This window comes from Tessaracoccus sp. O5.2, from assembly GCF_964266725.1.
GTDB lineage: Bacteria > Actinomycetota > Actinomycetes > Propionibacteriales > Propionibacteriaceae > Arachnia > Arachnia lapidicapta.
The window spans coordinates 22,513-47,114 of the sequence record NZ_CAXWGV010000010.1; the positions used below are offsets into that span (position 1 = coordinate 22,513).

General features: G+C 70.9%; 27 protein-coding genes and 2 tRNA genes. 22 read left to right on the forward strand and 7 right to left on the reverse strand.

All coding sequences use genetic code 11. From position 1 onward, the window contains the following. Both ACFQPD_RS05630 and ahcY read left to right on the forward strand, forming a co-directional pair. Positions 1-447: a type II 3-dehydroquinate dehydratase gene (locus ACFQPD_RS05630; RefSeq protein WP_068750877.1), complete on the forward strand. Its 447-nt coding sequence runs from the start codon at positions 1-3 to the stop codon at positions 445-447. 10 nt (positions 448-457) lie between these two features. Then, complete coding sequence (ahcY, locus tag ACFQPD_RS05635; protein ID WP_385899307.1) at positions 458-1,855, forward strand: adenosylhomocysteinase; 1,398 nt, start codon at positions 458-460, stop codon at positions 1,853-1,855. Positions 1,856-1,859: 4 nt separating this feature from the next. Here the strand turns inward: ahcY and ACFQPD_RS05640 are convergent, their stop codons facing one another. After that, positions 1,860-2,099 (reverse strand): DUF3039 domain-containing protein, encoded by a 240-nt coding sequence (locus ACFQPD_RS05640; RefSeq protein ID WP_068750881.1) that lies wholly within the window; start codon positions 2,097-2,099, stop codon positions 1,860-1,862. A gap of 44 nt (positions 2,100-2,143) precedes the next feature. Between ACFQPD_RS05640 and ACFQPD_RS05645 the strand changes: the two genes are divergently transcribed. The 4 genes from ACFQPD_RS05645 to ACFQPD_RS05660 all read left to right on the forward strand — a co-directional run bounded on the left by ACFQPD_RS05645 (position 2,144) and on the right by ACFQPD_RS05660 (position 7,221). Then, on the forward strand, positions 2,144-3,511 hold the full coding sequence (locus ACFQPD_RS05645; RefSeq protein WP_385899310.1) for an MFS transporter: 1,368 nt from the start codon (positions 2,144-2,146) through the stop codon (positions 3,509-3,511). After that, a complete protein-coding gene (locus ACFQPD_RS05650) occupies positions 3,508-4,236 on the forward strand; it encodes an RDD family protein (RefSeq protein WP_385899312.1) in 729 nt (242 codons plus the stop codon). The genes ACFQPD_RS05645 and ACFQPD_RS05650 overlap by 4 nt, the downstream gene beginning before the upstream one ends. A gap of 13 nt (positions 4,237-4,249) precedes the next feature. After that, a complete protein-coding gene (gene malQ / locus ACFQPD_RS05655; protein WP_385899314.1) occupies positions 4,250-6,403 on the forward strand; it encodes a 4-alpha-glucanotransferase in 2,154 nt (717 codons plus the stop codon). 167 nt (positions 6,404-6,570) lie between these two features. Beyond that, complete coding sequence (locus ACFQPD_RS05660) at positions 6,571-7,221, forward strand: AAA family ATPase (RefSeq protein ID WP_385899316.1); 651 nt, start codon at positions 6,571-6,573, stop codon at positions 7,219-7,221. Between the two features lie 69 nt (positions 7,222-7,290). On the opposite strand, the gene ACFQPD_RS05665 is transcribed toward ACFQPD_RS05660, so the two are convergent. Next, positions 7,291-8,643 carry a nicotinate phosphoribosyltransferase gene (locus tag ACFQPD_RS05665; RefSeq protein WP_353082320.1) on the reverse strand — a complete coding sequence of 451 codons (1,353 nt, stop codon included), beginning with the start codon at positions 8,641-8,643 and terminating at the stop codon, positions 7,291-7,293. 24 nt (positions 8,644-8,667) lie between these two features. Here ACFQPD_RS05665 and clpS point away from each other — a divergent pair, with 24 nt between their 5' ends. The 10 genes from clpS to ACFQPD_RS05715 all read left to right on the forward strand — a co-directional run bounded on the left by clpS (position 8,668) and on the right by ACFQPD_RS05715 (position 17,068). After that, positions 8,668-8,961, forward strand: coding sequence for an ATP-dependent Clp protease adapter ClpS (clpS, locus tag ACFQPD_RS05670; RefSeq protein WP_068750892.1), 294 nt, complete (start codon positions 8,668-8,670; stop codon positions 8,959-8,961). Next, a complete protein-coding gene (locus ACFQPD_RS05675) occupies positions 8,958-9,551 on the forward strand; it encodes a DUF2017 family protein (protein ID WP_385899318.1) in 594 nt (197 codons plus the stop codon). The genes clpS and ACFQPD_RS05675 overlap by 4 nt, the downstream gene beginning before the upstream one ends. Before the next feature lie 10 nt (positions 9,552-9,561). After that, on the forward strand, positions 9,562-10,410 hold the full coding sequence (murI, locus tag ACFQPD_RS05680; protein ID WP_385899362.1) for a glutamate racemase: 849 nt from the start codon (positions 9,562-9,564) through the stop codon (positions 10,408-10,410). A gap of 5 nt (positions 10,411-10,415) precedes the next feature. Next, positions 10,416-11,141: a ribonuclease PH gene (gene rph / locus ACFQPD_RS05685; RefSeq protein ID WP_385899320.1), complete on the forward strand. Its 726-nt coding sequence runs from the start codon at positions 10,416-10,418 to the stop codon at positions 11,139-11,141. Further along, the gene (gene rdgB, locus ACFQPD_RS05690) at positions 11,138-11,761 is read left to right on the forward strand and encodes an RdgB/HAM1 family non-canonical purine NTP pyrophosphatase (RefSeq protein WP_353082316.1); all 624 of its coding nucleotides are present in this window, start codon (positions 11,138-11,140) and stop codon (positions 11,759-11,761) included. The genes rph and rdgB overlap by 4 nt, the downstream gene beginning before the upstream one ends. Next, a complete protein-coding gene (locus tag ACFQPD_RS05695; protein ID WP_385899324.1) occupies positions 11,758-12,570 on the forward strand; it encodes a thymidylate synthase in 813 nt (270 codons plus the stop codon). The genes rdgB and ACFQPD_RS05695 overlap by 4 nt, the downstream gene beginning before the upstream one ends. 18 nt (positions 12,571-12,588) lie before the next feature. Continuing rightward, positions 12,589-13,380 carry a DUF1707 domain-containing protein gene (locus tag ACFQPD_RS05700; RefSeq protein ID WP_385899327.1) on the forward strand — a complete coding sequence of 264 codons (792 nt, stop codon included), beginning with the start codon at positions 12,589-12,591 and terminating at the stop codon, positions 13,378-13,380. Next, positions 13,377-13,856: a dihydrofolate reductase gene (locus ACFQPD_RS05705; RefSeq protein ID WP_385899330.1), complete on the forward strand. Its 480-nt coding sequence runs from the start codon at positions 13,377-13,379 to the stop codon at positions 13,854-13,856. Before ACFQPD_RS05700 ends, ACFQPD_RS05705 begins: the two co-directional genes overlap by 4 nt. An 8-nt stretch (positions 13,857-13,864) precedes the next feature. After that, positions 13,865-15,199: a DNA polymerase IV gene (locus ACFQPD_RS05710; protein WP_385899332.1), complete on the forward strand. Its 1,335-nt coding sequence runs from the start codon at positions 13,865-13,867 to the stop codon at positions 15,197-15,199. Positions 15,200-15,619: 420 nt separating this feature from the next. After that, a complete protein-coding gene (locus ACFQPD_RS05715; protein ID WP_385899334.1) occupies positions 15,620-17,068 on the forward strand; it encodes a DUF222 domain-containing protein in 1,449 nt (482 codons plus the stop codon). On the opposite strand, the gene ACFQPD_RS05720 is transcribed toward ACFQPD_RS05715, so the two are convergent. Beyond that, positions 17,065-18,375 (reverse strand): DUF2254 domain-containing protein, encoded by a 1,311-nt coding sequence (locus ACFQPD_RS05720; protein WP_385899336.1) that lies wholly within the window; start codon positions 18,373-18,375, stop codon positions 17,065-17,067. The genes ACFQPD_RS05715 and ACFQPD_RS05720 overlap by 4 nt on opposite strands. A gap of 40 nt (positions 18,376-18,415) precedes the next feature. Between ACFQPD_RS05720 and thpR the strand changes: the two genes are divergently transcribed. Together thpR and ACFQPD_RS05730 are read left to right on the forward strand one after the other, a co-directional pair. Next, complete coding sequence (thpR, locus tag ACFQPD_RS05725) at positions 18,416-18,985, forward strand: RNA 2',3'-cyclic phosphodiesterase (protein ID WP_385899338.1); 570 nt, start codon at positions 18,416-18,418, stop codon at positions 18,983-18,985. Positions 18,986-19,004: 19 nt separating this feature from the next. Beyond that, positions 19,005-19,086 (forward strand) — tRNA-Leu (locus tag ACFQPD_RS05730). Positions 19,087-19,355: 269 nt separating this feature from the next. Here the strand turns inward: ACFQPD_RS05730 and ACFQPD_RS05735 are convergent. Next, a complete protein-coding gene (locus ACFQPD_RS05735) occupies positions 19,356-20,012 on the reverse strand; it encodes an IMPACT family protein (RefSeq protein ID WP_385899341.1) in 657 nt (218 codons plus the stop codon). After that, positions 20,005-20,484 (reverse strand): peroxiredoxin, encoded by a 480-nt coding sequence (locus ACFQPD_RS05740; RefSeq protein WP_385899343.1) that lies wholly within the window; start codon positions 20,482-20,484, stop codon positions 20,005-20,007. The genes ACFQPD_RS05735 and ACFQPD_RS05740 overlap by 8 nt, the downstream gene beginning before the upstream one ends. 77 nt (positions 20,485-20,561) lie before the next feature. Between ACFQPD_RS05740 and ACFQPD_RS05745 the strand changes: the two genes are divergently transcribed. Together ACFQPD_RS05745 and ACFQPD_RS05750 are read left to right on the forward strand one after the other, a co-directional pair. Next, a complete protein-coding gene (locus tag ACFQPD_RS05745) occupies positions 20,562-20,897 on the forward strand; it encodes a DUF3618 domain-containing protein (RefSeq protein ID WP_141680034.1) in 336 nt (111 codons plus the stop codon). A 267-nt stretch (positions 20,898-21,164) separates the two neighbouring features. Continuing rightward, entirely contained in the window at positions 21,165-21,998 is an 834-nt protein-coding gene (locus ACFQPD_RS05750) for an LCP family protein (RefSeq protein WP_385899345.1), read from the forward strand. 6 nt (positions 21,999-22,004) lie between these two features. Here the strand turns inward: ACFQPD_RS05750 and ACFQPD_RS05755 are convergent, their stop codons facing one another. Together ACFQPD_RS05755 and ACFQPD_RS05760 are read right to left on the reverse strand one after the other, a co-directional pair. Next, positions 22,005-22,412 carry an arsenate reductase ArsC gene (locus ACFQPD_RS05755; protein ID WP_068750926.1) on the reverse strand — a complete coding sequence of 136 codons (408 nt, stop codon included), beginning with the start codon at positions 22,410-22,412 and terminating at the stop codon, positions 22,005-22,007. Between the two features lie 10 nt (positions 22,413-22,422). Continuing rightward, positions 22,423-23,415: a metalloregulator ArsR/SmtB family transcription factor gene (locus ACFQPD_RS05760; RefSeq protein WP_385899348.1), complete on the reverse strand. Its 993-nt coding sequence runs from the start codon at positions 23,413-23,415 to the stop codon at positions 22,423-22,425. Positions 23,416-23,515: 100 nt separating this feature from the next. On the opposite strand from ACFQPD_RS05760, the gene ACFQPD_RS05765 reads away from it, so the two are divergent. Together ACFQPD_RS05765 and ACFQPD_RS05770 are read left to right on the forward strand one after the other, a co-directional pair. Continuing rightward, a tRNA-Lys gene (locus ACFQPD_RS05765) sits at positions 23,516-23,591 on the forward strand. 95 nt (positions 23,592-23,686) lie between these two features. Beyond that, positions 23,687-24,595 (forward strand): SDR family oxidoreductase, encoded by a 909-nt coding sequence (locus ACFQPD_RS05770; protein WP_385899351.1) that lies wholly within the window; start codon positions 23,687-23,689, stop codon positions 24,593-24,595. Positions 24,596-24,602: the final 7 nt, after the last annotated feature.

The window sequence follows — 24,602 nt, forward strand, 5'->3', positions numbered from 1 at the left end:
ATGAACACGGTCCTCGTCCTCAACGGTCCCAACCTCGGGCGGCTCGGCACCCGCCAGCCCGAGGTCTACGGCGGCACGACCCACGCGGATCTCGCGGAACACCTCGTCGAGACCGGCCGCGGCATGGGCCTGGAGGTCGAGGTCCGGCAGACGGACCACGAGGGCGAGATGATCGCCTGGCTGCACGAGGCCGCCGACACCGGCGCCGCCGTCGTCCTCAACGCCGGGGCGTGGACGCACTACTCCTACGCCGTCGCGGACGCCGCCGCCCTGGTCAGCCGCTACGTGGAGGTCCACATCTCCAACGTGCACGCGCGCGAGGAATTCCGCAGCCACAGCGTGCTCTCAGCCAAGGCGTCGGGCATCATCATCGGCTGCGGCGTCGGCGGCTACGACCTCGCGCTGGCCCACCTCGCCGCGACCGGGGAGGCGTCCACGGCCGGGTAGAGTGGCCCGCGTGGATTTTCGCGTAGCAGACCTGTCCCTCGCCGAGTTCGGGCGCAAGGAGATCACCCTCGCCGAGCATGAGATGCCCGGCCTCATGGCCATGCGGGAGCGCTACGGCGCCAGCCGCCCGCTGGCGGGGGCGCGGATCGCCGGCTCGCTGCACATGACCATCCAGACCGCGGTCCTCATCGAGACCCTCGTGGCGCTGGGCGCCGAGGTGCGGTGGGCGTCGTGCAACATCTTCTCCACGCAGGACCACGCCGCCGCCGCCATCGCGGCCGCTGGCATCCCGGTGTTCGCCTGGAAGGGCGAGACGCTCGAGGAGTACTGGTGGTGCACCCGCCAGATCCTCCAGTGGCCGGACGGCGGTCGGCCGAACATGATCCTCGACGACGGTGGCGACGCGACGCTGCTCGTGCACCAGGGGGTCGCGGCGCAGCGGGCCGGGTCCGTTCCCCGGGCCGCCGAGGGCGACTCGCACGAATGGCGCGTCATCCTCGACACGCTGCGCGAGGCGCAGGGTGAGGTCGACTGGCAGGCCATCGCGTCCTCGGTCAAGGGCGTCACCGAGGAGACCACGACCGGCGTGCACCGCCTCTACGAGATGGCTCGGCAGGGCACGCTGCTGTTCCCGGCGATCAACGTCAACGACTCGGTCACCAAGTCGAAGTTCGACAACAAGTACGGCTGCCGCCACTCCCTGATCGACGGCATCAACCGCGCCACGGACGTCCTCATCGGCGGCAAGGTGGCGGTCGTGTGCGGCTACGGGGACGTCGGCAAGGGCTGCGCCGAGTCGCTGCGCGGCCAGGGTGCCCGCGTGATCGTCACCGAGGTCGACCCCATCTGCGCGCTGCAGGCCGCCATGGACGGCTACCAGGTGGCCGCCCTCGACTCCGTGGTCGGGTCCGCGGACATCTTCGTCACCGCGACGGGCTGCTGCGACGTCATCACGGCCGAGGACATGTCCCGGATGAAGCACCAGGCGATCGTCGGCAACATCGGCCACTTCGACAACGAGATCGACATGGCCGGGCTCGAGGCCCGCACGGACGTGACGAAGGTCGAGATCAAGCCGCAGGTCCACGAGTGGCGGTTCGAGGACGGTCACTCGGTGCTGGTGCTCAGCGAGGGTCGGCTGCTGAACCTCGGCAACGCCACCGGGCACCCGTCGTTCGTCATGAGCAACTCGTTCACCAACCAGGTGCTGGCCCAGATCGAACTCTTCACCAAGCCCGACGAGTACCCCGTCGGCGTGTACACGCTGCCCAAGCACCTGGACGAGGAGGTGGCCCGCCTGCACCTGGCGGCGCTGGGCGTCGAGTTGACGCGCCTGAACCAGAAGCAGGCCGACTACCTCGGGGTGCCGGTATCGGGTCCGTTCAAGACCGACAGCTACCGGTACTGACGCGTTACTCCTTGTTGAAGGACTCCCAGATCTCCTTGCACTCAGGGCAGACGGGGTACTTCTCGGGGTTCTTTGTCGGTACCCACACCTTGCCGCACAGCGCGACGACGGGGGTCCCGTTGACCATGGCCGCCATCAGCTTGTCCTTCGGGACGTAGTGCGAGAAGCGGTCCTGGTCACCGTCTTCGAAGAGTTCGGTCCGTTCGTCGACGACGGTCTTTGCTCCGGGGGCCAGCTCAGTCATGTCCCCATGCTAGTGCGATGCAAGAATGACTGTCCGGAGGTGTCATGCGGGACTCGGGGCGCGGCGTGCTGATCGCGGGCATCATGCTGTCGGTCTTCTCCATCGCGTTCCAGTCGATCGGGCTGGCCACGGCGATCCCGACCGTGATGGCGTCGTTCGACGCCGGGCACCTCTACCCCTGGGCCTTCACCACCATGGTGTCGGGCATGCTCGCCGCGACGATCATCGCGGGCCGGGTGGCCGACGTGCGGGGCCCGGCGGCGCCCATGTACGCCGGGTTCGCGCTGTTCGCCGTCGGCCTGGTGCTCGGGTGGCTGGCGCCCAACGTGTGGGCCGTCCTCGCCGCCCGAGCGGTGCAGGGACTCGGTGCCGGCGCCCTCAACCTCACCCTGTCGGTGACCGTCGCCCACGGGTTCGAGCCCCGCGAGCGGCCGCGGGTCATGGCGCTGGTGTCGTTCTGCTGGCTCCTGCCCGCCTTCGTGGGCCCACCATTCGCCGCGTGGCTGACGGGCATCGACTGGCGGCTCGTCTTCGCCGCCATGCTGCCGCTGGTGGCGGTGGCGTTCGTGCTCACCGTGCCCGGGCTCCGCGCGGTCCAGGCACGGTTCCGTCCCGGGGAGGACGACGTCGCCCCCGTGGCGGCGCTGCCCACCGTCGCGGTGACCGTCGGCCCCTCGCTGGTGCTCCTCGCGGGCCAGGACCTCGGCTGGATCAGCTGGCTCTCGGCGGTCGCGGGGGTGGCCGCGCTGGTCTGGGGCCTGCCGCGCATCCTGGCGCCGGGCACGCTGGGACTGGCCGCGGGCATCCCGAGCGTGGTTCTCAGCCGCGCCATCCAGGCCGGCTCGTTCTTCGCCGCGGAGACCATCCTGCTCGTCACCCTGCAGCAGCTGCGGGGCCTCAGTCCGTATCAGGTCGGGTGGGCGCTGACGGTCGGCAGCATCGGCTGGACGGCCGGCTCGTGGCTCCAGTCCCAGGCCTGGGTGCGGCTGGACCGCAACGACTACGTCACGGCCGGGGCGGCGACGTCCACCGTCGGCATCGCCGCCATCACGGCGTTCGCCTGGTGGCCGGACATCCCGCTCGCCGTCGGCCTCGGCGCGTGGGTGATCGCGGGGCTCGGGATGGGGCTCACCATGCCCTCCTCGGCCGTCGCTGTCATGAGCCTGTCCGGAGGCCACGAGCAGGGTCGCAACCAGTCGTCGATGCAGGTGGCCGAATCGGTGGGCAACTCGGTCATCACGGCGGTGGCCGGCGGGCTCTACACCGCGCTCCTGACCGCCGAGCCCGCGGCGCTGTCCTACACGACCACCTTCGCCTTCCTCCTGGTCGCCTGCGCGCTCGCGATCGTGGTCAGTCGCCGCATCGGGCGCATCCCCAACGAGCTCACCAGGTCTGGCATCCTTGAGCCATGACTTACTCCCCCCAGCAGCCGCCCCCCGGCTGGTACCCCGATCCCGCCGGCTCCGACGGTGAGCGCTACTGGGACGGCATCGCGTGGTCACAGGCGACGAGGGACCGCCAGACGGTGCCGCCGCCGTACGCCCCGCCGCAGCACGAGCCGCAGTACCAGGGCTATCAGGGTCCCTCCCAGGGCTACCAGGGCTACGGTTCCCCGGGCGGGGACCCGCGCTACCAGGGGCGCCGGTTCGCGGGGTTCGGCCAGCGGCTGCTGGGCTACATCATCGACTCGATCCTGCTCGGGATCGCCACCCAGATCGTCGGGACGGCGCTCGGCCTCGGCGGGGCCATCGACGCCGCCCTGGGCCGGTGGGAACGCGACGTCCTGGTCTACGCGGAGAACCCCGTCGGGACCCTGCCGCTGCCCGGCGAGGACCTGTGGATGGCGCTGGTGTACAGCGGCATCGTCGGCGCCACACTGGCCGCGATCTACCGCACCGTGCTCTACGGGACGCTGAGCGCCACGCTCGGGCAGCTCGCGCTCGGCCTGCGGGTCGTCAAGGCCGACGCACCGGCAGACTCGAAGCTCGACTGGACCACCGCCGCGGTCCGCGGCATCGCCAGCGCCGTGCTGTACGAGACCATCGGCTTCATCAACGGCATCTTCGCCGCCTTCACCCGGGAGAAGCAGACGCTGGGTGACCTCATCGCCAGGACCCACGTTCTCAAGACCCGGTAAGGGACCAACCACCGTGACTGACCGCAACCCCGGCCTGACGCAGCTCGCCGAACGCTTCGGCATCGCCCAAGAGTTCTGGGACTGGAAGGGCCGCCACGTCCCCATCCCGGCCGACACCATCGCCGCGGTGCTGGCGGCCTTCGGCGTGGACGCAGCGACGCAGGAGTCCGCCGAGCGCGAGCTGGGCCGCCTGGAGGACGACCGGTGGCGCCGGGTGGTCCCGGCGTGCACCGTCGTCGAAGAGGGTCAGGGTGTCCACGTCGACGTGCACGTCCCGGCCGGCTCGGGGGCGCAGGTGTACGTCCTCCTGGAGTCCGGCGAGAGCCGCCCGGCGTGGCAGAGCACCAACGACACGCCGGACCGCTGGGTCGACGGCGCCCCGCGCGGGGAGGCGACGTTCTGGCTGGGCTCGGATCTGCCCACGGGCTATCACCGGGTGGTGGCCAGCACGGACGAGGGCGTCAGCACGGGCGCGCTCATCGTCACGCCGTCGTTCGTCGGCTTCCCGCCGGCCATGCGCGGGCAGCGCATCTGGGGCTACGGCACGCAGCTGTACTCCGTGACCGCGAAGCGTTCCTGGGGGATCGGCGATCTCGCGGACCTGGGCGACCTCATCACGTGGTCGGGCACCAGGCAGTTCGCCGGCTATGTGCTCATCAACCCCCTGCACGCGGCGCAGCCGGTGCCGCCGATGGAGCCGTCGCCCTACCTGCCGGCGAGCCGGCGCTTCATCAACCCGATCTACATCCGGCCGGAGGCGATCGACGAGTACGCCACCCTGCGTCGCGGCGACCGGCTACGGGTCAAGGCGCTGCGCAAGCAGGCGCAGTCGGCCGGCGACGCCAGCGGCAGCATCGAGCGCGACGCCGTCTGGCCGTTGAAGATCGAGGCGCTGCGCATCATCCACGCGGCCGGGATGCGGTCGGCGCGACGGATCGCGTTCGACGACTTCCGGCGCCGCGAGGGCCACGGCCTGCGGGACTTCGCGGTGTGGTCCAGCCTGTGCGGCACCTACGGGCAACTGTGGAACGAGTGGCCGGAGGAGCTGCAGCGCCCGTCGACCCCCGCCGTCTCCGCCTACGCGCACGAGCACGCCGAGGACATCGACTTCTACGAGTGGCTGCAGTGGATCGCCCAGACGCAGGTGTCGGCCGCGCAGACCGACGCCGCCGAGGTCAACATGCCCGTCGGCATCGTCACCGACCTGGCGGTGGGGGTGCACCGCTACGGCGCCGAGACCTGGATGATGCCCGACGTGTTCGCCCAGGGGATGAGCGTCGGCGCGCCGCCGGACCAGTACAACCAGACCGGCCAGGACTGGGGACAGCCGCCCTGGCGTCCCGACAAGCTCGAGGAGCTCGAGTACCAGCCGTTCCGCGCGATGGTCGCGGCGGCCCTGCGCCGCGTCGGCGGCGTCCGGATCGATCACATCATCGGCCTGTTCCGCTTGTGGTGGGTGCCGCAGGGCGCGGGGCCCACCAACGGCACCTACGTGCGCAACAACCACGAGGCTCTCGTCGGCATCCTGGCGCTGGAGGCGCAGCGCGCCCAGGCGTTGATCGTCGGCGAGGACCTCGGGACGGTGGAACCGTGGGTGCGCGACTACCTGGCGCGCCGGGGCATCCTCGGCACGTCCGTGTTGTGGTTCGAGGCGGGTTCCGACGGTGGACCGCTGCCGGCCGACGCGTGGCGCGAGTACTGCATGGCGTCGGTGACGACACACGACCTGCCCCCGACACTGGGCTATCTCGCCGGGGACCACGTCCGGCTCCGGGACCACCTGGGGTTGCTCACCGAGCCGCTCGGGGAGGAACTCGCCGGCGCGCAGCGCGAGCAGGCCGGATGGATCAACAAGCTGCTTGCCGACGGGCTGCTCACCGACGAGGAGGCCGGCGACCCGGTCGAGGTGATGCTGGCGCTGCACAAGTTCCTGCTGCGGACGCCGTCGAAGGTGCTGCTCGCCAGTCTCACGGACGCGGTGGGGGAGCGTCGCGCCCAGAACCAGCCCGGCACCGTCGACGAGTACCCGAACTGGCGGGTGCCGCTCTGCGACGCCAGAGGCCGTCGGATCCTGCTCGAAGACATCTTCAAGGCCCCGCTGCCCAAGCGGCTGGCCGCGGTGATGAACGGCGTCGACGAGTTGCCTGAGTCGCGCTGGGGTCGCTGATCCCCCGGCCGCGCGCCGTCCGGCGGCCGGCCTGACCGCCGGAGTCTCGCGACTCCGGACGGGGGACGGACGCGATGGCTAGTCTGGGCAGACAGGGGTCTCGCGCACGGCCGCGCGATATCCCACCCGGTCGCCGGCACCGACGACGCAACGGCAAGGAGCGGATCATGGGCGCAATCACTGTCTCTCGCCAACTCGGCAGCCACGGGGCACGCATCGCCAGGGGCGTGGCCATGAAGCTGGGCTGGCCCATCGCCGACAAGAGCACGATCAACGGCGTGATCAAGCAGTACGGACTCATCCACCTCGATCACCTCTACGGCGACAAGCCGCCCACCTTCTGGGATCTGTTCGACCACGACAGCGTCCTGACGATCGAGTGGATGAACAAGACCGTCCAGGCGATCGCGGCCCAAGGTGACGCCGTCATCCTCGGGCGGGGCGGGTTCGCGGTCCTGAAGGACTACGCGGACGTCCTGGACGTGTTCATCAAGGCCCCCGACGACGTGCGCGCCGAACGCATCAGCCTCCGCGACGACATCCAGCAGTCGGAGGCAGCGCGCAAGGTCGCCGCCGACGATCAGGCACGCGCCAAGTTCACGCGGCTCATCTACTCCAGGGACTGGGCCGACGAGAAGAACTTCGACCTCGTCATCGACACCGGCCAGGTCACCGATGAGGCGGCGATGGACCAGATCATCGACGCCTACCGGGCCCTGATGGCCGGCCAGCCCGCCGGTCCCCGCGTCGCGGACATCCGGCCCGATCCGGTCCTGGCGGACACGGTGAGGGAGCAGCTGGCCCGACATCGACGGTGACGCTCACGCCACCACGGGGCGGTGGGACGGCGCCGGGAGTGCCCGCCGTCGGCCCCCCCGCCGCGAGGGTCAGAGGTTCGGCACCACCGGGGCGGCCTGGTAGGGGTTCGTGGTCTCGTCGCCCGCCGAGTCGAGGATGATCGTCTCCAGCGCCGGGTCGCCCTTCGAGATGCGCAGGGCCGCCACCGGGAGTTCGGCACGGGACTGCTCGTGACGGCGACGGGCGTCGTCCAGGGTCGCGTGGTGCACGAGCTCCCCGGCGCGGTAGATCGGCACGAGCAGGTTGCGGTCGTTGCCGTCGTCGACCGGCGGCGTGCCCAGCCCGATGACCTCCGACTCGGCCCGGCCGTCGGCACCGCGCCGGCGCATCGCGAACTTCCTGCCGCCCAGGGTGTTCTTGCCCTTCGACTTCTTCGCGACGGGGGTCATGGGGGCGCTCGGGTCGTCCGAGTCCGCCCGGGCGACCAGCTTGTAGACGAAGCCGCAGGTCGGGTGGCCCGAGCCGGTCACCAGCGACGTGCCGACGCCGTAGCCGTCGACGGGGGCGCCCTGCAGTGCGGCGATCTGCCACTCGTCGAGGTCGGAGGTCACCATGATCCGGGTGTGCGTGGCGCCGAGGTCGTCGAGCAGGTCGCGGGCGCGGCGGGCCGCGATCGCGAGGTCGCCGGAGTCGAGGCGGATGGCGCCCAGCCGGCCGCCGGTCAGCTCGATGCCGGTGCGGATGGCGTCGTCGATGTCGTAGGTGTCGACGAGCAGCGTCGTGGCATGCCCCAGCGTGTCGATCTGGGCGCGGAACGCGTCCTCCTCGCTGTCGTGCAGCAGCGTGAACGAGTGCGCGGCGGTCCCGATCGTCGGCACGCCGTAGCTGCGGCCCGCCTCCAGGTTCGACGTCGTCGCGAAGCCCGCGACATACGCGGCCCGCGCCGCCGCCACGGCGGACCACTCCTGCGTGCGCCGCGACCCCATCTCCGCGCAGGGCCGGTCCCCGGCCATGGCGGTCATGCGGGAGGCGGCCGCGGCGATGGCCGAGTCGTGGTTGTAGACGCTGAGCAGGATCGTCTCGAGGATGCAGGCCTCGGCGAACGTGCCCTCGACGGACAGGACGGGGGAGCCGGGGAAGTACACCTCGCCCTCGGGGTAACCCCAGATGTCGCCCGAGAACCGGTAGCCGGCGAGCCATTCGGCCAGATTCTCCCGGATGATGCCGCGTTCCATCAGCCACGTGAGCTCGGCCTCGTCGAACCGGAAGCGTTCGATCGCCTCGATCACGCGTCCCAGGCCGGCGACCACCCCGTAGCGGCGCCCCTCCGGCAGGCGCCGGGTGAACAGGTCGAAGAGGCTGCGCCGATTCGCCGTGCCGGCGTTCATCGCGGCCTGCACCATGGTCAGCTCGTAGTGGTCGGTGAGCAACGCGGTGGTCATGGACGGCACCCTATCCTTGGGGGCATGTCCAGTGCAGCCGATGGCGGAGTCGAGATCCTCGAGGCACCCGCGGAGGCCGCGGAAGCCGTCCATCAGTGGGTCACGATCGTGTGGGACGACCCGGTCAACCTGATGAGCTACGTCACCTACGTCTTCCAGGAGTACTTCAAGTACCCGCTCGAGAAGGCCGAGGAGCTGATGTTGAAGGTGCATCACGAGGGGAAGGCCGTGGTGTCCACCGGGAACCGCGAGGCCATGGAGAAGGATGTGCTCGCCATGCAGGGCTACAACCTCTGGGCCTCGATGGAGCAGATGTGACCCTCGACAACGACGACATCGTCTGGGCGTTCGACGGCAGGGACGGCCGCGCACACGCGCTGGCGGCCATGCTGCATCTCTACGCGGAGAACCTCGAGGCGCTGCTTCCGACCGAGAGCGACGACGCGTTCGAGCAGATCGTCGCCGACCTCGCCGACGACCCCACCACCCGCATGCTCGGCAACCCGCGGCTGGCCCGCCTCTTCCCGCCGGCGCTGAGCGACCCGAAGGGCAGCGACGAGTTCTGGCGCGACTCCATCCATTCCCAGGCCCGGGCCCGCCTCGCCGCCGCGCGCGTCGTGGTGGAGGACCTCAGCGACTGGGAGGGCTTCGTGCCCGTCACCCTGGCCCGCGCCGACGACTGGGCCAAGGTGATCGGGGCGCTGCGGCTGTTCTGGTACACCGAGATCGCCGGCCCGGGCCGCCTCGACGAACCCACCCCGCAGGCCCTGGCCAAGGACGGCGGACTGCACGATCTCATCGACTGGCTGGGCTTCCTGCTGGAGGACCTGCTGGAGTCGCGGCAGACGTGCCTGCAACTCGACGCCAGCCTGGACCCCGACGAGTTTGGCGAGGCGGACCCGGAGTGACCGGCCTACAATCGGGCACGTGAGCGACCTCCTCGACCGGCCCATCGGCGTCTTCGATTCCGGGTTCGGTGGTCTCACGGTCCTGAGGTCGCTCGTCGAGCAGTTGCCCAACGAGGACTTCATCTATCTGGGCGACACCGCCCGCGCACCCTACGGCCCGCGTTCCATCGCGGAGGTGCGCCGCTTCGCGCTGCAGGGCCTCGACTTCCTGGTGGCCCAGGGCGTAAAGGCGCTGGTCATCGCCTGCAACTCCGCCTCGTCGGCCGTGCTGCGCGACGCCCGCGAGCGCTACGACGTGCCCATCACCGAGGTCGTGCTGCCCGCCGCCAGCCGCGCGGTAGCCGCGACCCGCAACTCGCGGGTGGCCGTCGTCGCCACCGAGTCGACGGTGAACTCGCGCTCGTACGACGACGCGTTCGCCATCGCCCCCCACATCACCCTGACGGCCCAGGCGTGCCCGCGCTTCGTCGAGTTCGTCGAGGCGGGGATCACGGGTGGCGACGAGCTCCTCACCGTCGCGCGCGAGTACCTCGAGCCGGTCATCAAGGCCCGGGCCGACACCCTCATCCTCGGCTGCACGCACTACCCGCTGCTCAGCGGCGTCATCAGCTACGTGCTGGGCAACGGGGTGACGCTCGTCTCGTCGGCCGAGGCGTGCGCGCAGTCCACCTACGCGCAGCTGGCGCAGGCCGGCCTGCTGCGGCACCAGCCGCGCGAGGCCACCCGCACGTTCCTCACCACCGGCGACGCCACGGACTTCCAGGGCATCGGCCGGCGCCTCCTCGGGGGCTTCGTCACCGATGTCCGGCAGGTCCGGATCGATGCAGATTCGCCGCAGCCGCTCGCGCCGGTAGGTTAGGCGCCATGACGGTGACCCGAGTCGATGGCCGCGCTCCCGACGAGCTGCGGCAGGTGCGCTTCTCCCGCAACTGGCTGGACCACGCGGAGGGCTCTGTGTTGGTCGAGTTCGGCCGCACCCGCGTCCTGGTGGCGGCCTCCGTGACGGTGGGCGTGCCCCGCTGGCGGGCCGGGACCGGGCTCGGCTGGGTCACCGCCGAATACGCCATGCTGCCCCGTGCCACCCATACCCGCAGCGACCGCGAGTCGATCAAGGGCCGGGTCGGCGGACGCACGCACGAGATCTCGCGGCTCATCGGCCGCGCCCTGCGCGCCGTCGTTGACTACAAGGCGCTGGGCGAGAACACCATCGTCCTCGACTGCGACGTGCTGCAGGCCGACGGTGGGACCCGCACCGCGGCCATCACCGGCGCATACGTCGCGCTGGCTGACGCCGTCGAGCATCTGCGCCGCCTCGGCGCGCTGGCCGGTGAGCCGTTGACGGATTCTGTCGCCGCCGTGTCGGTGGGCTTCAACAGCGACGGCGTCGCGCTGCTCGACCTCGCCTACGAGGAGGACTCGGCCGCCGAGACCGACATGAACATCGTCATGACCGGCTCCGGCCGCTACATCGAGGTCCAGGGCACCGCGGAAGGCACCCCGTTCAGCCGGGCGGAACTCGACACGCTGCTGGACCTGGGCGCTGCCGGCTGCGCGCAGCTGACCCGGCTCCAGCGGGAGGCGTTGGCATGAGGCTGCCGGAGAGGCTCGTCCTCGCCACGAACAACCCCAAGAAACTCGCCGAACTCCGCCGCATCCTGGAGGCGGAGGGCGTGGGCGTCGCAGTCCTCGGCCTGGCGGACGTCGCTCGCTACCCCGAGCCGCCGGAGACGGAGCGCACCTTCGAGGGCAACGCCTTCCTCAAGGCGTCCGCGGCCGCCCGGGAGACGGGGCTCGTCGCCGTCGCCGACGACTCCGGCCTCGAGGTGGACGAACTCAACGGCATGCCGGGGGTGCGGTCCGCGCGCTGGGCCGGTCCCGCGTGCGACGACGAGGACAACAACCAGCTCCTCCTCGCCCAGCTCGACGGCGTTCCCACCGACCGCCGCACTGCGCGCTTCGTGTGCGCGCTGGCGATGGTCTCCCCGACGGGCGAGCGGAAGGTGTGGCATGGGACCATGCCCGGCCGCATCGCGGAGGCGCCCGAGGGAGACGGGGGCTTCGGCTACGACCCGCTGTTCGTCCCCGCCGGGCTCGCCGTGACGTCGGCGGAACTGACGGCCGAGGAGAAGGACTCCATCAGCCACCGCGGGATGGCGGTGCGGGCCTTCGTCGACTACCTCAAGACGCTGTCGCAGGAGGGTGCCGCGTGAAGCAGTACCTCGACCTGCTCCGGCACATCGTCGACACGGGTGTCGACAAGTCGGACCGCACCGGCACGGGTACCAGGTCCGTGTTCGGCTACCAGATGCGCTTCGACCTGGCCGACGGCTTCCCGCTCGTCACCACGAAGAAGGTGCACACACGGTCGGTGTTCGGCGAGCTGCTGTGGTTCCTGCGCGGCGACACCAACATCGGCTGGCTGCACGACAACGGGATCTCGATCTGGGACGAGTGGGCCGACGAGGAGGGCAACCTCGGCCCCGTCTACGGCTACCAGTGGCGGTCCTGGCCCACGCCCGACGGCCGGCACATCGACCAGCTGGCCCGCGTCGTCGACTCGCTGCGGACCAACCCCGATTCGCGCCGGCACATCGTCAGCGCCTGGAACGTCGCGGACGTCGACGACATGGCGCTGCCTCCCTGCCACGCCATGTTCCAGTTCTACGTCGCGCCGGCCGATGACGGGGGCCCCGGCGTGCTGAGCTGCCAGCTCTACCAGCGTTCGGCGGACGTGTTCCTCGGCGTGCCGTTCAACATCGCCTCCTACGCGCTGCTCACCCACCTCGTCGCCCAGGTCACGGGGCTGCGGGTGGGGGAGTTCGTCCACACGCTCGGCGACGCCCACATCTACGCCAACCACATGGAGCAGGTGGCCGAGCAGCTCACCCGTGAGCCGCGGCCGCTGCCGCAGCTGAGGCTCAACCGGGAGGTCACCGAGCTGGACGCCTTCACGCTGGCCGACATCGAGCTGCTGGGCTACGACCCCCACCCCGCCATCAAGGCACCCATCGCCGTGTAGGCGGCTACCCTATCCGTCATGAGCGAACTGCGGCCGTCCTTCCAGGAGCGGGACAGGTATCTCGACCTGCTGGCGACGGCCTACGCCGACGGTCGACTGGACGAGGCTGAGTTCCAGACCCGCAGCGACGCCGTGCTCGCCGCGGTGACGCACCGCGACGCCATGGCCCAGTTCCAGGGCCTGCCGCAGCCGAACATCGTGCCGGTGCAGGCGCCGCCGGCAGCCTTCCGCCCGGTGGTGCAGCCGCCGCAGGCATTCCAGCCGCAGCCGATCGCCCGACGGGGCCTAATGGCGGGTGCGGTGGGTGTCGCGGCGGTGGTGGGGCTCGGCGCGGCCGGGCTGGTGTTCATGGCCCCTGTCTCCCAAGAGGTCAGCGGAGGGTTCCCGGACCCGGTGTTCGTGCCGGCGCAGTCCCTCCACCAACAGTGGCTCAACGCTGCCCAGGCTCTACGCGATCAGGGCTACGACGCCGTTTGCGGGCTGCGGATCACCCCGGGACAGGTCACCGGACTGGCGGTGGCGGTCAAGACGCCCGGGCAGGGTGCGGCGTTCGACTGGTATGACGACGGCACCCTGCAGTATTCGGAGGTCGCTGGTGGCCTGCCCCCGGGCAGCCTCCTGCTCGAGGAGGCCGAGCTGCTCGTGCTGCAGGCTGAGGATGCAGGGCTGGCGAACCTGCCCGGCTCGGTGGCGCAGGTCGAGCTGTTGTGGCAGGACGGCAGAGCGACGGCCGTGACAACGGCGTTCGAGCCCGACGGTTTCGTGCAGGTGGACCAGAGCGGCAGGATCATCGCGAAGGAGGTGCCGTGAGGATCGTCGCGATCGCGGCCGTGGCCGACAACTGGGTGATCGGCTCCGGCGAGGACATGCTCTGGCACATCCCTGAGGACTTCCGCCGGTTCAAGAAGGTCACCACGGGCAACACGGTGATCTTCGGCCGCCGGACCCACGAGCAGATCGGCCTGCTGCCCGACCGCCGGATCATCGTCGTCACGCGCGACCCGCAGTGGCGCGACGAGGGCGTGGAGGTGGCCCATTCCGTCACCGAGGCCCTCGACCTGGCTGCCCAGACCCCGGAGTGGGTGTGTTTCGTGGGCGGCGGCGCCCAGATCTACGAGGCCGCGTGGCCCTATCTCACCGAGCTCGACATCACGCACGTGCACCAGCAGCCCGAGGGCGCGGCCCGGTTCCCGGTCATCTCGCCGCGGGAGTGGACCGAGGTGTCGCGGGAGATCCGGGAGGGCTTCCACTTCGCCCGGTACCTGCCTGCCCCTCCCGCTGGCTGATCGGCCAGATGACCCGCCGCATCCTCCATCTGGATCTGGACGCCTTCTTCGCCGCCGTCGAGCAGCGTGACAAGCCGAGCCTGCGCGGGAAGGCGGTGGTGGTCGGCGGCGCCGGGCCGCGCGGGGTCGTCGCGACGGCCTCCTACGAGGCGCGCCGGTTCGGGGTCCGCTCCGCGATGGCGGGCACCGAGGCGCGCCGCCGAGCGCCGAACGCCGCGTTCCTGGGCGGCCGGTTCGCGGCCTACCGGGAGTCGTCGCGGATCGTCATGGCGCTGCTACGCGAGGTCTCGCCGCTGGTCGAGCCGCTGAGCTTCGACGAGGCGTACGTCGATCTCGGGCCGACCCGTTGGGCCGAGCATGAGCTGGAGGACCGCGTGGCGAACATGCGCGCCGAGCTGACCCGGCGCACGGAGGGCCTGACGGCGTCCGTCGGGGTGGCGTCGTCGAAGTTCCTCGCCAAGCTGGCCTCCGAGGCCGCGAAACCCGACGGCGTGCGCATCCTGGACCCGGCCGAGGAACTCGACTTCCTCGCGCCGCTGCCCGTGCGGGCTATCCCGGGGGTGGGGCCCGCGACCGAACAGCGCCTCGTCGCGATCGGCGTCCACACCGTGGCGGAGCTGCGCGAGGCGGACCCGGCCGAGCTGATCCGCGAACTCGGCCAGGCAGCGGGGGAGGGGCTGGCCGCACTCGCGTGGGGCCGCGACGACCGCGCGGTCCAACCCCAGCGGGAGCCGAAGTCGATCTCCACGGAGGACACGTTCGCCACCGACCTCACGGACCGCGCCCAGCTGGAGCAGATCCTGCGCCGCGATGCGGCGGCCGTCACGGCACGGCTCCGCAAGGCGGGGTACTTCGCACGGACCGTCACGCTCAAGGTGCGGTTCCCGGACTTCACGACCCGGACCGTGGCGCGCCGGCTCGGCGGTGCGACCGACGCCGAGGACGTCATCACGGCGACCGGACTGGCGCTGCTGGGCGAGATCGACGTGCGGGCGGGCGTCCGGCTGCTCGGCATCGGCGTGAGCAACTTCTCGACCTCGGCGCAGGAGCGGCTGTTCGGTGACGACGACGCCGGCGCGACGTCCGCGAGCACATCCGTGGAGGGGGGCGACGTGGGGCTCAGCGGCGTGCGGGGTCGCGGTTTTCACCCCGGTGCCGACGTGATGCACGACGAGTGGGGGCGCGGCTGGGTCTGGGGGTCGGGTCTCGGCCGCGTGACGGTGCGGTTCGAGACGCGACAGACGGGCCCGGGCCCCATCCGCACGTTCGCCGTCGACGACGAGGCGCTGCGCCCCGCGGACATCGACCCGCTGCCCGCGGCAGTCGCGGAGTCCGACGACTAGCCGCCGCGTCGCCGCGCGCCCATCGCGCCTGCCCGTTCGCTGAGGTCGCGCCCACCCGTTCGCTGAGGTCGCGCCTGCCCCGTTCGCTGAGGTCGCGCCCACCCGTTCGCTGAGGTCGCGCCCGACGGCGGAGCCGTCCGGGCGAGTCTCGAAGCCGACGCCGCAGGCGTCGATCCCCCCGACGCCAGCACGAATAGCAGCCCCACTCGGACCCGAGGCCGGTCCAGGGCACTGAGGGTGGAGTTCGGCGGCGTGTCGTGCTGGGGGGCTCGTTCGCTGAGGTCGTGCCAGTCTCGTTCGCTGAGGGCGCGCCCGACGGCGGAGCCGTCCGGGCGAGTCTCGAAGCCGACGCCGCAGGCGTCGATCCGTGACCGAAGCACCGATCCGAAATTGTCAGTGGCCCCTGTCAGAATAGTTCACATGAGTGATTCCATGCGCGAGCAGATGCAGCGATCCATCGCTGCACTCTGGGACGCCGCGCTGTCACTCACCACCGACGACACCCCCGCGGACCGCCTCTCCGGCCTCGTCGCGGCGGTCACCGAGGCCGAAGCCCAACTGGCTGGTCTACGCCTCCATCTCCTGCATGAGGCGAAGCTGGCCGGGGCGGAGGCCGTGATCGACGGGGTGCGGCAGTCGGTGCGCACCACCCCCGCCCAAGCCACCGCATCGTTGCGGCTCGCGCAGGACCTGTGCGACAGGTTCCCGCTGATCGGCGCCGCCCTCAACGACGGCTCGATCTCGCTGGCGCAGGCCGACGCCATCGTCTCCGGCCTGCGTAAACTCCCCGGCCGGCTCACCCGGGCGGAGCTCACCCGCTGTGAGCAGGAGATCCTGCACCACGTCGACACCTTGGGCCCGTCCGAGTTGCGAGTGTTGGCGTCGCGTCTGGTGGAGATCATCGACCCCGACGCATCCGACGCCGACGACGCGAAGCGTCTCGCCCGGGAGGAAGCCGCAGCGCATCGGGGCCGGTTCCTACGACTGGCGCCGGACTACCACGGGTCGATGCGCATCACCGGACAGTTGCCGGTCGCGGACGCGGCGTTGTTGACCGCGCAGTTGGATGCGTTGATGCCGGACGCGTCCACCTACACCGCCGCCGGTGAGGCCGCGTCCCGAGACGCGCGTCGGGCGGACGCGCTGGTCCTGCTCACCCAGAAAGCCGCCAACACCGGAACGCTGCCCAGGCATGGCGGGGACAGGCCGCAGGTGCACGTCACCCTCGACCTCGACACCCTTAAGCAGGGCCTGGGGAAGGTCGGGCTGATCGGTGTCGATGACGTCGACGGCCTGTCTGCCGGCGAGGTGCGCCGGTTGGCGTGTGACGCCGGCATCATCCCTGTCGTGCTCGGCGGGCCATCCCGGCTGCTGGATGTCGGCCGAACCTACCGCATGTTCACCCCCGGCCTGCGGGCCGCGCTGGTGCAGCGCGACGGTGGGTGCGCGTTCCCTGGCTGCACCGCCACCCCGGCGTGCTGTGAGGCGCATCACATCGTGCCCTGGTGGCAGGGCGGGGACACCCGGCTAGGAAACGGGGTCTTGCTCTGTCCCCACCATCACCGCCTGGTGGAACCCGACCCGTTGCAGTCCGAGCAATCACAATGGCAGGTGCACCTCGACCCGGTGACCGGCCTGCCGTGGTTCACCCCACCGCGACACATCGACCCGGCCAGACGCCCCCGGCAACACCGCCGCTTCCGACTCCAACAGATCCGCGCCGGGGCACCACCATGCCCAGACGGCGACCCGCCAGACACCGACCCACCTGACGTCGACCATCCCGAGACGGAGTTGTCCGATGCCGACCGGCCGGACCTGGACGACCTCATCCGCCGCTCCGCCGCAATCTGGGGCGGGGAGGGCTAAGGCTGGGCCGGGGGCAAGACCACCGTGGTGGAGCGGCTCGTCGCGACGTACTCCCGCAGAGCGCCCAGATCCCTCGCATCCAGCTGACCGGCCGCCGCGGTGAGCAACTCGTCGACTCGATCGTCGACCCGCTCGGCGATGGCCGGGTCCACGGCTACGGCCCGGATCCGGGCGGCCAGGTCCACGAGGGTCTCGAGCACTATCCGCGACCCGGCGCCGTAGGGGCGGATGTGGTCGAACGGCATGTCCACGATCTCGGCGGTCTCGACGAGGCGCAGGTAGAGCCTGGGCGCTCCGGCGTCGTCGGCGAGGATGGTGCCGGTGTCGGGCCGCGACACCGCCAGCAGGATGCCCACAGCGACTTCTTCGATCGCGTTGATGGCGGTGTACGGGTCGTTGGTGCCGGGGGACAGGGCTCGGACGGCGAGTTCGACGACCTGTTGCTCGGCGAACCGCACATCCTGCTGGGTGGTGCGGGAGGCCCCGACGTGCACGTGGTCCCGGATCCGGGACTCCGCGGCGTCGCGCCGCTCCGCCGGCCAGACGAGCGCCAGCGGCTCGTCGCCGACGACCTGGTCCCCGACCCGCTTGAGCAGCCGGGCGGAGGCGTCGACGTCGGCCATGTCATCGGCGAGGGCCCGGATGTCGACATGGGTGAGGTATCCGGTGCGCCCCAGGGTGACGACGGCGCCCCCCTCGGCAGGCGGCTCGAAGGATTCGATGCGCTCGTCGTCGGGATCGAGCCAGTTGTCGGCGACCGCCCGCCGGAAGTCGTCGGTGGCGCCGTTGACCAGGTTGTCCACCTGCACCGAGCCCGCGATGTGGTGGATGAACCACACGAACAAGAACACGTCGATGACCCCGAGCCCGATCGCGCCGTTCACGGCGAGGTGTGGGACAAAGGCAGTGCCGTCGTCGGACTCCGACCGGATGGTGCGCAGCACCAGCAGGGTGTAGACGAACGTGGCAACGAGCACGCCCAGGACGATCTGGTTGTTGCGGTCGCGCATGAAGTTGCGCACCAGCCGCGGCCCGTACGAGGTCGACGCGGTGCTGATCACCGAGATGGTGATCGAGAACGCGGTCCCGGCGACCCCGAGGAACGACGCGACGGCCGACAGCAGCGCGCGGGCGCCGTCGACTCCGGTCGCGAACAGGAACCCCTCGAGGAGCGGCGGCAACGTGAGAGCCGAGCGGTCCACGGCCACAAGTGCCTGAGACACCACGATGGCCCCCGCGATGAAGATCGCCGGGATGAACCAGAAGCGTTGCGGAATCCCAGCCAGCCAGGTGCGGAGTCTGCCCATGGGCAGAGGCTAGTGGAGGGCCGCGGCTAGGGTTGGCGCTATGGGAGCGCGCATGTTCACCGCCGTCCTGCCGCCCGCCCCCGCCGTCGCGGAGCTCGACGCGCTGTTGGAGCCCCGCCGCGGCGCGGACCCGACGCTGCGGTGGACCCGGCCGGAGGGATGGCACGTCACGACGTCGTTCATGGCCGATGTGCCGGCCGCGTCTCTCGAGCGCCTCGAGGAGAACCTCGCCGAGGTGGCGGCCCGGGCGCATCCCTTCGCCGTCCGGCTCGCCGGAGGGTTGGCCTTCCCGCACGCCGGCAAGGCCAGGATCCTCGCCCTGGGGGTGCCGGAGGGTCACGTCGAGTTGGCGGCGCTGTCGTCGTCCTGCCGGGGTGCCGCGAGTCGTGCGGGGGCCGGGGCCGACGGCGCCCGCTTCGTCGGTCACCTCACGCTGGCCCGGCACAACCGCGGACTCCCCGCGGTGCGCTGGCTGGAGATCCTCGACTCGTTCCCCGGCTGGCGCTGGACAGCCGAGGAGCTGTGCCTGGTGGAGTCCCATCCCGGCGCCCGGTACGAGGTGGTGTCGCGGTTCCCGCTGGGCGGAGCGGTCGGGCGTCACCTAGACTAGGGCCGCCCCGCAGGGGCGAGCCGAAGTGGTGGAATTGGCAGACACGCAGGATTTAGGTTCCTGTGCCTTCGGGCGTGAGGGTTCAAGTCCCTTCTTCGGTACCGCGTGAATCCGGGGTTCAGCCGATCCATCCAGCCAGCCACGCCGCGCACTCGACTGGACACCTCGACTCACGGCCTGGTGGCGCCCGAACGGGCCGGGCGGGCACGCACATCGCCATCCAGGCGGCCGACGGGTCCTCCACGCTCTGCGCCCACCCGAGCAGCCGGTCGGTCGCCGCGGGCGACCGCATCGAGGCCGGCGTCACACCCGGTGGCATGGACGGCGCCACTGATCCGCTGGCCTACCTGGCGGGCCTCGGCCTGGCGCTCTAGCCGACCCACCTCTCGCCCACGGCGACCGGGGACAGCGACCCCGCCGACATCGTCGCCATGGCGACGGCGAGCTCGTCCTCGGTCCCCGCCGGCACGGCCACGGTGATGTGCGCCACGTCGGTCCACTCGACCCCGTCCACCACCACTGACGCCCCCGACGGCAGCACCAGACCTCGGAGCTGATCCTCGACCCCGCCGGCGGCGGCGAAGCCGACGTCGACGCGCAGCACCCGGCACAGCCGGACCTCGCGGACCCCGGAGGCCGCGATCCCCGCGGCGACCGCCTCCGAGTAGGCGCGCACCAGACCCCCGGCGCCGAGCTTGATACCGCCGAAGTAACGGGTGACGACGGCCACCACGTCGGTCAGGCCGTTCTTCTGCAGCACCTGCAGCATCGGGACGCCCGCGGTGCCGGCGGGCTCCCCGTCGTCAGAGCTGCGTGCGGTGCGCCCGTCTGGCCCCAGGACGAACGCCGAGCAATGGTGCCGGGCGTCGAAGTGCGCCGAACGTCGGTCCTCGACGACGGCGCGGGCCGCCTCCTCTGTCTCGACGCGACGCAACCGGGTGAGGAACCTCGACCGCTTGATCTCCAACTCGACGTCGACGCCGCCGTCCACGGCGGTGTCGATGGTGCGAAAGGCGGTACTAGACACCCAGTTCGCGGCGCAGCTTAGCCACGTGCCCCGTCGCCTTCACGTTGTACTGGGCGACCCGGACGGTGCCGACCCCGTCGCCGTCGACGTCGATGACGAACGTCGAGCGCAGCACGCCCTCGATCTCCTTGCCGTACAGCTTGCGGGGACCATAGGCGCCGTAAGCGTTGTGGACGACGCGCTCGGGGTCGGCCAGCAGGGTGAAGCCCAGGTCCGAGGACTTGCTGAACTTGGCCAGCCGCTCCACGGGGTCGGGGGAGCAACCCAGCACGCTGTACCCGGCGTCGTGGAACGCGTCGATGGCCGCGGAGAAGTCCACGGCCTGCGTGGTGCAGCCCGGCGTCATGGCGGCGGGATAGAAGTAGAGGATCACCGCGCGGCCGGCGAAGTCGGCCAGCGAGACCTCGTCACCGTCCTGGTTGGGGAGCGTGAAGGATGGCGCGGTCGAGCCCGTGGTCAGTCGTGCGGTCATGCGCGACATTCTAGAGGGCTGGAACCCCGGGGCCGGCGGCTCGATAGGCTGGGGGACAGTCAGTGGAGGAGAACCGCATGTCTAATGGCTCTAACCGTTCAGTGGAGGACATCCGCGCCGACCTCGCCGCGAACCGGGCGAAGCTCGCCCAGGCCGCGTCGGATGCCGTGGAGTCCGTCAAGCCGGCGAACATCGCCCGGGCCGCGCTCGACGAGACGAAGCTGTTCGCCAAGACCGAGTTCGAGGCGGTCGCCTCCCAGGTGCGCGACGACGAGGGCGGCTGGCGCACCGACCGGCTCCTCGCCATCGGTGGCGCGGTGCTCGGGCTGGTCGTGTTCGCCGTGACCATCAACTCGATCGCGAAGCGCAGGACATCGCTGGAAGCGCGGGCGCGCCGGGCGATCTCAGGCTGATCGCTCCCGCACCGGGGCCGGCGCCGGCGGACCGCGGGGCCCCGACCTCGCCGCGGGGCGCGCCCGGGCGTGTGGTTTGCTAGGCCCATGCGTCGCTTCTTCGCCCTGTGGATCGTGCTCCCACTGGCCCTGATGGGCTGCACGGGAGATGCCGCCGTGTCCCCGTCGCCCACCACCTCCACGTCCTCCAGCGCATCTGCAAGCCCCACGCCGAGTCCGACGCCCACGCCACCGCCCAGCCCGAGCCCGTCGCCCAGCCCGTCCCCCGTGGACGTGTTGCCGGCCGGCGTCATCAACGTCCTGTTCTTCGGGACGGACTCGCGCGATCCGAAGTCGCTCGGCGGCAACGCCGACGCCATCATCGTCGCCCAGCTGTCCGCCGACCGCCAGAGCATGACGCTGGTCTCGATCGCCCGCGACACCTACGTCGACTATGCCGGGGGTGGGCGCGGAAAGATCAACGGCAGCTTCCCGGCCGGCGGCACCGAGAAGCTCCGGGGTACGGTGTCGAACCTCCTCGGCGGGCTGCCGATCCACTACGTCGTCCAGGCGAACTTCACCGGGTTCATCAACATCACCCGGTGGCTCGACGGATTCGACGTACAGAACCAGAAGGCCACCAGCGTCACGGTGCAGAGCACCGGGCGGCGCGTCACGTTCCCGGCGGGCACCATCACGCTCGGCGGGACCGACGCCCTCATCTACAGCCGCGAGCGCAAGACGATGCCGCTCGGCGACCTCGACCGCGCCCAGCGGCATCGCGCCGTCCTCAGCGGCATGGTGTCGCGGTTGAAGGAACGGCTGGCGGAGGACCCCGCCGGTTTCGCGGAGCTCCTCGCCAGCCTCTACGGCAACGTGAAGGTGACCGGCCCGCTCGACGCGGACGCGCTCACCGGCCTGGTGCCTGCGATCAGCGCCGTCGATGCGGGACGCGTGACCTCGCTCATGGTGCCGATCCGGGGCTTCGGGACCGTGAACGGCGCCTCGGTCAACCTGCTCGACGAGGCGCGCACGGCGGCGCTCGCCGCCGCCCTGGAGCAGGGCGACGTCACCGGCTACGTCGAGCGCTACGGCGCCGCCTACGCGCCGACGGGCGGCTGAGCCGCGTCAGCTCGCCGGAACCAGCTCCTCGATGAGTGCCTCCACGCGACGGCGGATCTCGTCGCGGATGGGGCGGACGGCCTCGAGGCCCTGTCCGGCCGGGTCGTCGAGCGTCCAGTCCTCGTAGCGCTTCCCGGGGTAGAACGGGCAGGTGTCGCCGCAGCCCATGGTGACGACGACGTCGGACACCTCGACGGCCTCCGTGGTGAGGATCTTGGGCTGCTCGGCCGAGATGTCGATGCCCTCCTCGGCCATGGCGGCGACGGCGGCGGGGTTGACAGTGTCGGCGGGCGCGGACCCGGCGGAGCGGACCTCGATGCGGCCGGCGCCCAGGTGGCGCAGGTAGCCGGCGGCCATCTGGGACCGGCCGGCGTTGTGGACGCAGACGAACAGGACGCTGGGCTTGTCGGACATGCGGGACCTTTCAGTGGGTGGCGATACCCAGCTCGGCGAGCAGGGTGGTGAGTTTGGCCGAGATGCGGTCGCGGACCTCGCGCACCTCGTCGACGGGGCGGCCGGCCGGATCGGGCAGATCCCAGTCCAGGTAGCGCTTCCCGGGGTACAGGGGGCAGGAGTCGCCGCATCCCATCGTCACGACGACGTCCGCCGCGCGGACCACGTCGTCGGTGAGGGGCTTGGGGAACTCGTCGCCGATGTCCAGGCCCAGCTCCGCCAGCGCCTCGACGACGGCGGGGTTGACATCCGCGGCCGGTAAGGAGCCGGCCGACCGCACGTGGACCTTCCCCGGGGCCATGGCGGCCAGCAGCGCGGCAGCCATTTGGGAGCGTCCCGCGTTGTGGGTGCAGACGAACAGCACCTCGGGGACGGCCTTCGGCAGATGTCCGCGGGACTGCGCCAGGGCGGTCAGGCGCTCGCCGGCGAAGCGGACCGCCATGATCGGCACGAATGTCTTGATCCGGGCGGTGCGGTAGAGCGTCTGGAACGACTCGTGGACGTACCGGTCGACCGTCTCGCGGGCGAAGATCCCGGTGAACCTGTGGGCGAGTTCATCGATGCCGCGCGTCAGGACGTGCTCGACCGTGCCGTCCGAGGGCAGGTCCAGGTGGGCCGAGTCGTGCACCTGGGGGACGCTGCCCTGGGTCAGTGCGCGGAGCTGGTCCGCCACATCGGTGAGGGCGGGGGGAGCGACCCGGTAGTAGGTCCACGTCCCTTCCCTCCGCCGGGACACAAGTCCCGCCTCGTAGAGCACCTTGAGGTGGTGGCTCAGCGTTGGTTGCGACAACTCGATCGCCTGGCTGAAGTCGCACCCGCAGGCCTCGCCCCGGGGGTCCGCCGCGATCATGGCGAGCATCCGCAGCCGGACCGGGTCAGCCAGCGCCTTGAGGGTCCCGGTCAACGCCGCGGTCCGCTCCGAAGAGAGGGGATCGGGGAGGACGCCCGGCTCGCATATCGACATGGCTCAATATTGAGGGGCATCGATATAGGAGTCAAGCGAGAGTGCGGGAGGGGCCGATTGGACACGTCGGCGAGACAGCGTCTAGAGTTATTCCTCGCGCGCACCACTAGCTCAACTGGCAGAGCAGCTGACTCTTAATCAGCGGGTTCAGGGTTCGAGTCCCTGGTGGTGTACCACTGACACGCACGGCCTCCGTCCTCACGGGCGGGGGCCGTGCGGCTTTTTCGCCGATTGCTGGAATTCCGCGACATCGTCGTCTTGACTGGTGTGCATGAGTGATGACCTTTACGCAGTGGACAAGCAGGCTCAGAAGCTCGCCGGAGAGAAGGGCGGCTTCCCCGCCCAGGAGCAGCAGCCCCCCGGCCTGACCCCGCCCATGGAGCCCACCCCGGACCACGGTGAGCAGACCTGGGTCGGCCGCGACCGTCTCGCCGGCCTCAAGGCCCTCATCACCGGCGGTGACTCCGGCATCGGCCGCGCGGTCGCGATCGCGTACGCCCGCGAGGGGGCCGACGTCGCCATCAACTACCTGCCCGAGGAACAGTCCGACGCCGAGGAGACCAAGGCGTGGGTCGAGAAGGCCGGCCGCACGTGCGTGCTGGTGCCGGGCGACCTGACGGAGGAGACCGTCGCCCGCAAGATCGTCGACGACGCCGCCGCCGGCATGGGCGGTCTCGACATCGTCGTCAACAACGCCGGGTTCCAGTGGGCCCGCCGCGACAGCGGCCTCGCCGACGTGAAGACCTCCGACATGGACCGCGTGTTCAAGACCAACCTCTACGCGTTGTTCTGGGTGAGCCAGCAGGCGCTGAAGTACCTGGGCAAGGGCTCCAGCATCATCAACGTGAGCTCCATCCAGGCCTACGACCCCTCAGAGCCGCTGATCGACTACGCGGCGACGAAGGCCGCCATCAACAACTTCACGGTCAACCTGGCCGCGGACCTGGGCTCGAAGGGCATCCGGGTCAATGCGGTCGCGCCTGGCCCCATCTGGACGCCGCTGCAGCCCGCGACCAAGCCGGGTGACGGCATGCCCACGTTCGGCGGCGACACGCCGCTCGGTCGCGCCGGGCAGCCGTCGGAGTTGGCGGGGGCGTTCGTGTTCCTGGCGAGCCCGGCGGAGGCGTCGTACGTGAGCGGCACCGTCGTCGGCGTGACGGGCGGGCGGCCGGTGTTCTGACCCTTCG

Coding starts and splice junctions, on each gene's coding strand:
- ACFQPD_RS05630 (WP_068750877.1), top strand. CDS start 1: ATGAACACGGTCCTCGTCCTCAACGGTCCCAACCTCGGGCGGCTCGGC.
- ACFQPD_RS05640 (WP_068750881.1), bottom strand. CDS start 2,099: ATGACTGAGCTGGCCCCCGGAGCAAAGACCGTCGTCGACGAACGGACC.
- ACFQPD_RS05645 (WP_385899310.1), top strand. CDS start 2,144: ATGCGGGACTCGGGGCGCGGCGTGCTGATCGCGGGCATCATGCTGTCG.
- ACFQPD_RS05650 (WP_385899312.1), top strand. CDS start 3,508: ATGACTTACTCCCCCCAGCAGCCGCCCCCCGGCTGGTACCCCGATCCC.
- ACFQPD_RS05660 (WP_385899316.1), top strand. CDS start 6,571: ATGGGCGCAATCACTGTCTCTCGCCAACTCGGCAGCCACGGGGCACGC.
- ACFQPD_RS05665 (WP_353082320.1), bottom strand. CDS start 8,643: ATGACCACCGCGTTGCTCACCGACCACTACGAGCTGACCATGGTGCAG.
- clpS (WP_068750892.1), top strand. CDS start 8,668: ATGTCCAGTGCAGCCGATGGCGGAGTCGAGATCCTCGAGGCACCCGCG.
- rph (WP_385899320.1), top strand. CDS start 10,416: ATGACGGTGACCCGAGTCGATGGCCGCGCTCCCGACGAGCTGCGGCAG.
- rdgB (WP_353082316.1), top strand. CDS start 11,138: ATGAGGCTGCCGGAGAGGCTCGTCCTCGCCACGAACAACCCCAAGAAA.
- ACFQPD_RS05700 (WP_385899327.1), top strand. CDS start 12,589: ATGAGCGAACTGCGGCCGTCCTTCCAGGAGCGGGACAGGTATCTCGAC.
- ACFQPD_RS05710 (WP_385899332.1), top strand. CDS start 13,865: ATGACCCGCCGCATCCTCCATCTGGATCTGGACGCCTTCTTCGCCGCC.
- ACFQPD_RS05715 (WP_385899334.1), top strand. CDS start 15,620: ATGAGTGATTCCATGCGCGAGCAGATGCAGCGATCCATCGCTGCACTC.
- ACFQPD_RS05720 (WP_385899336.1), bottom strand. CDS start 18,375: ATGGGCAGACTCCGCACCTGGCTGGCTGGGATTCCGCAACGCTTCTGG.
- thpR (WP_385899338.1), top strand. CDS start 18,416: ATGGGAGCGCGCATGTTCACCGCCGTCCTGCCGCCCGCCCCCGCCGTC.
- ACFQPD_RS05740 (WP_385899343.1), bottom strand. CDS start 20,484: ATGACCGCACGACTGACCACGGGCTCGACCGCGCCATCCTTCACGCTC.
- ACFQPD_RS05745 (WP_141680034.1), top strand. CDS start 20,562: ATGTCTAATGGCTCTAACCGTTCAGTGGAGGACATCCGCGCCGACCTC.
- ACFQPD_RS05755 (WP_068750926.1), bottom strand. CDS start 22,412: ATGTCCGACAAGCCCAGCGTCCTGTTCGTCTGCGTCCACAACGCCGGC.
- ACFQPD_RS05760 (WP_385899348.1), bottom strand. CDS start 23,415: ATGTCGATATGCGAGCCGGGCGTCCTCCCCGATCCCCTCTCTTCGGAG.
- ACFQPD_RS05770 (WP_385899351.1), top strand. CDS start 23,687: ATGAGTGATGACCTTTACGCAGTGGACAAGCAGGCTCAGAAGCTCGCC.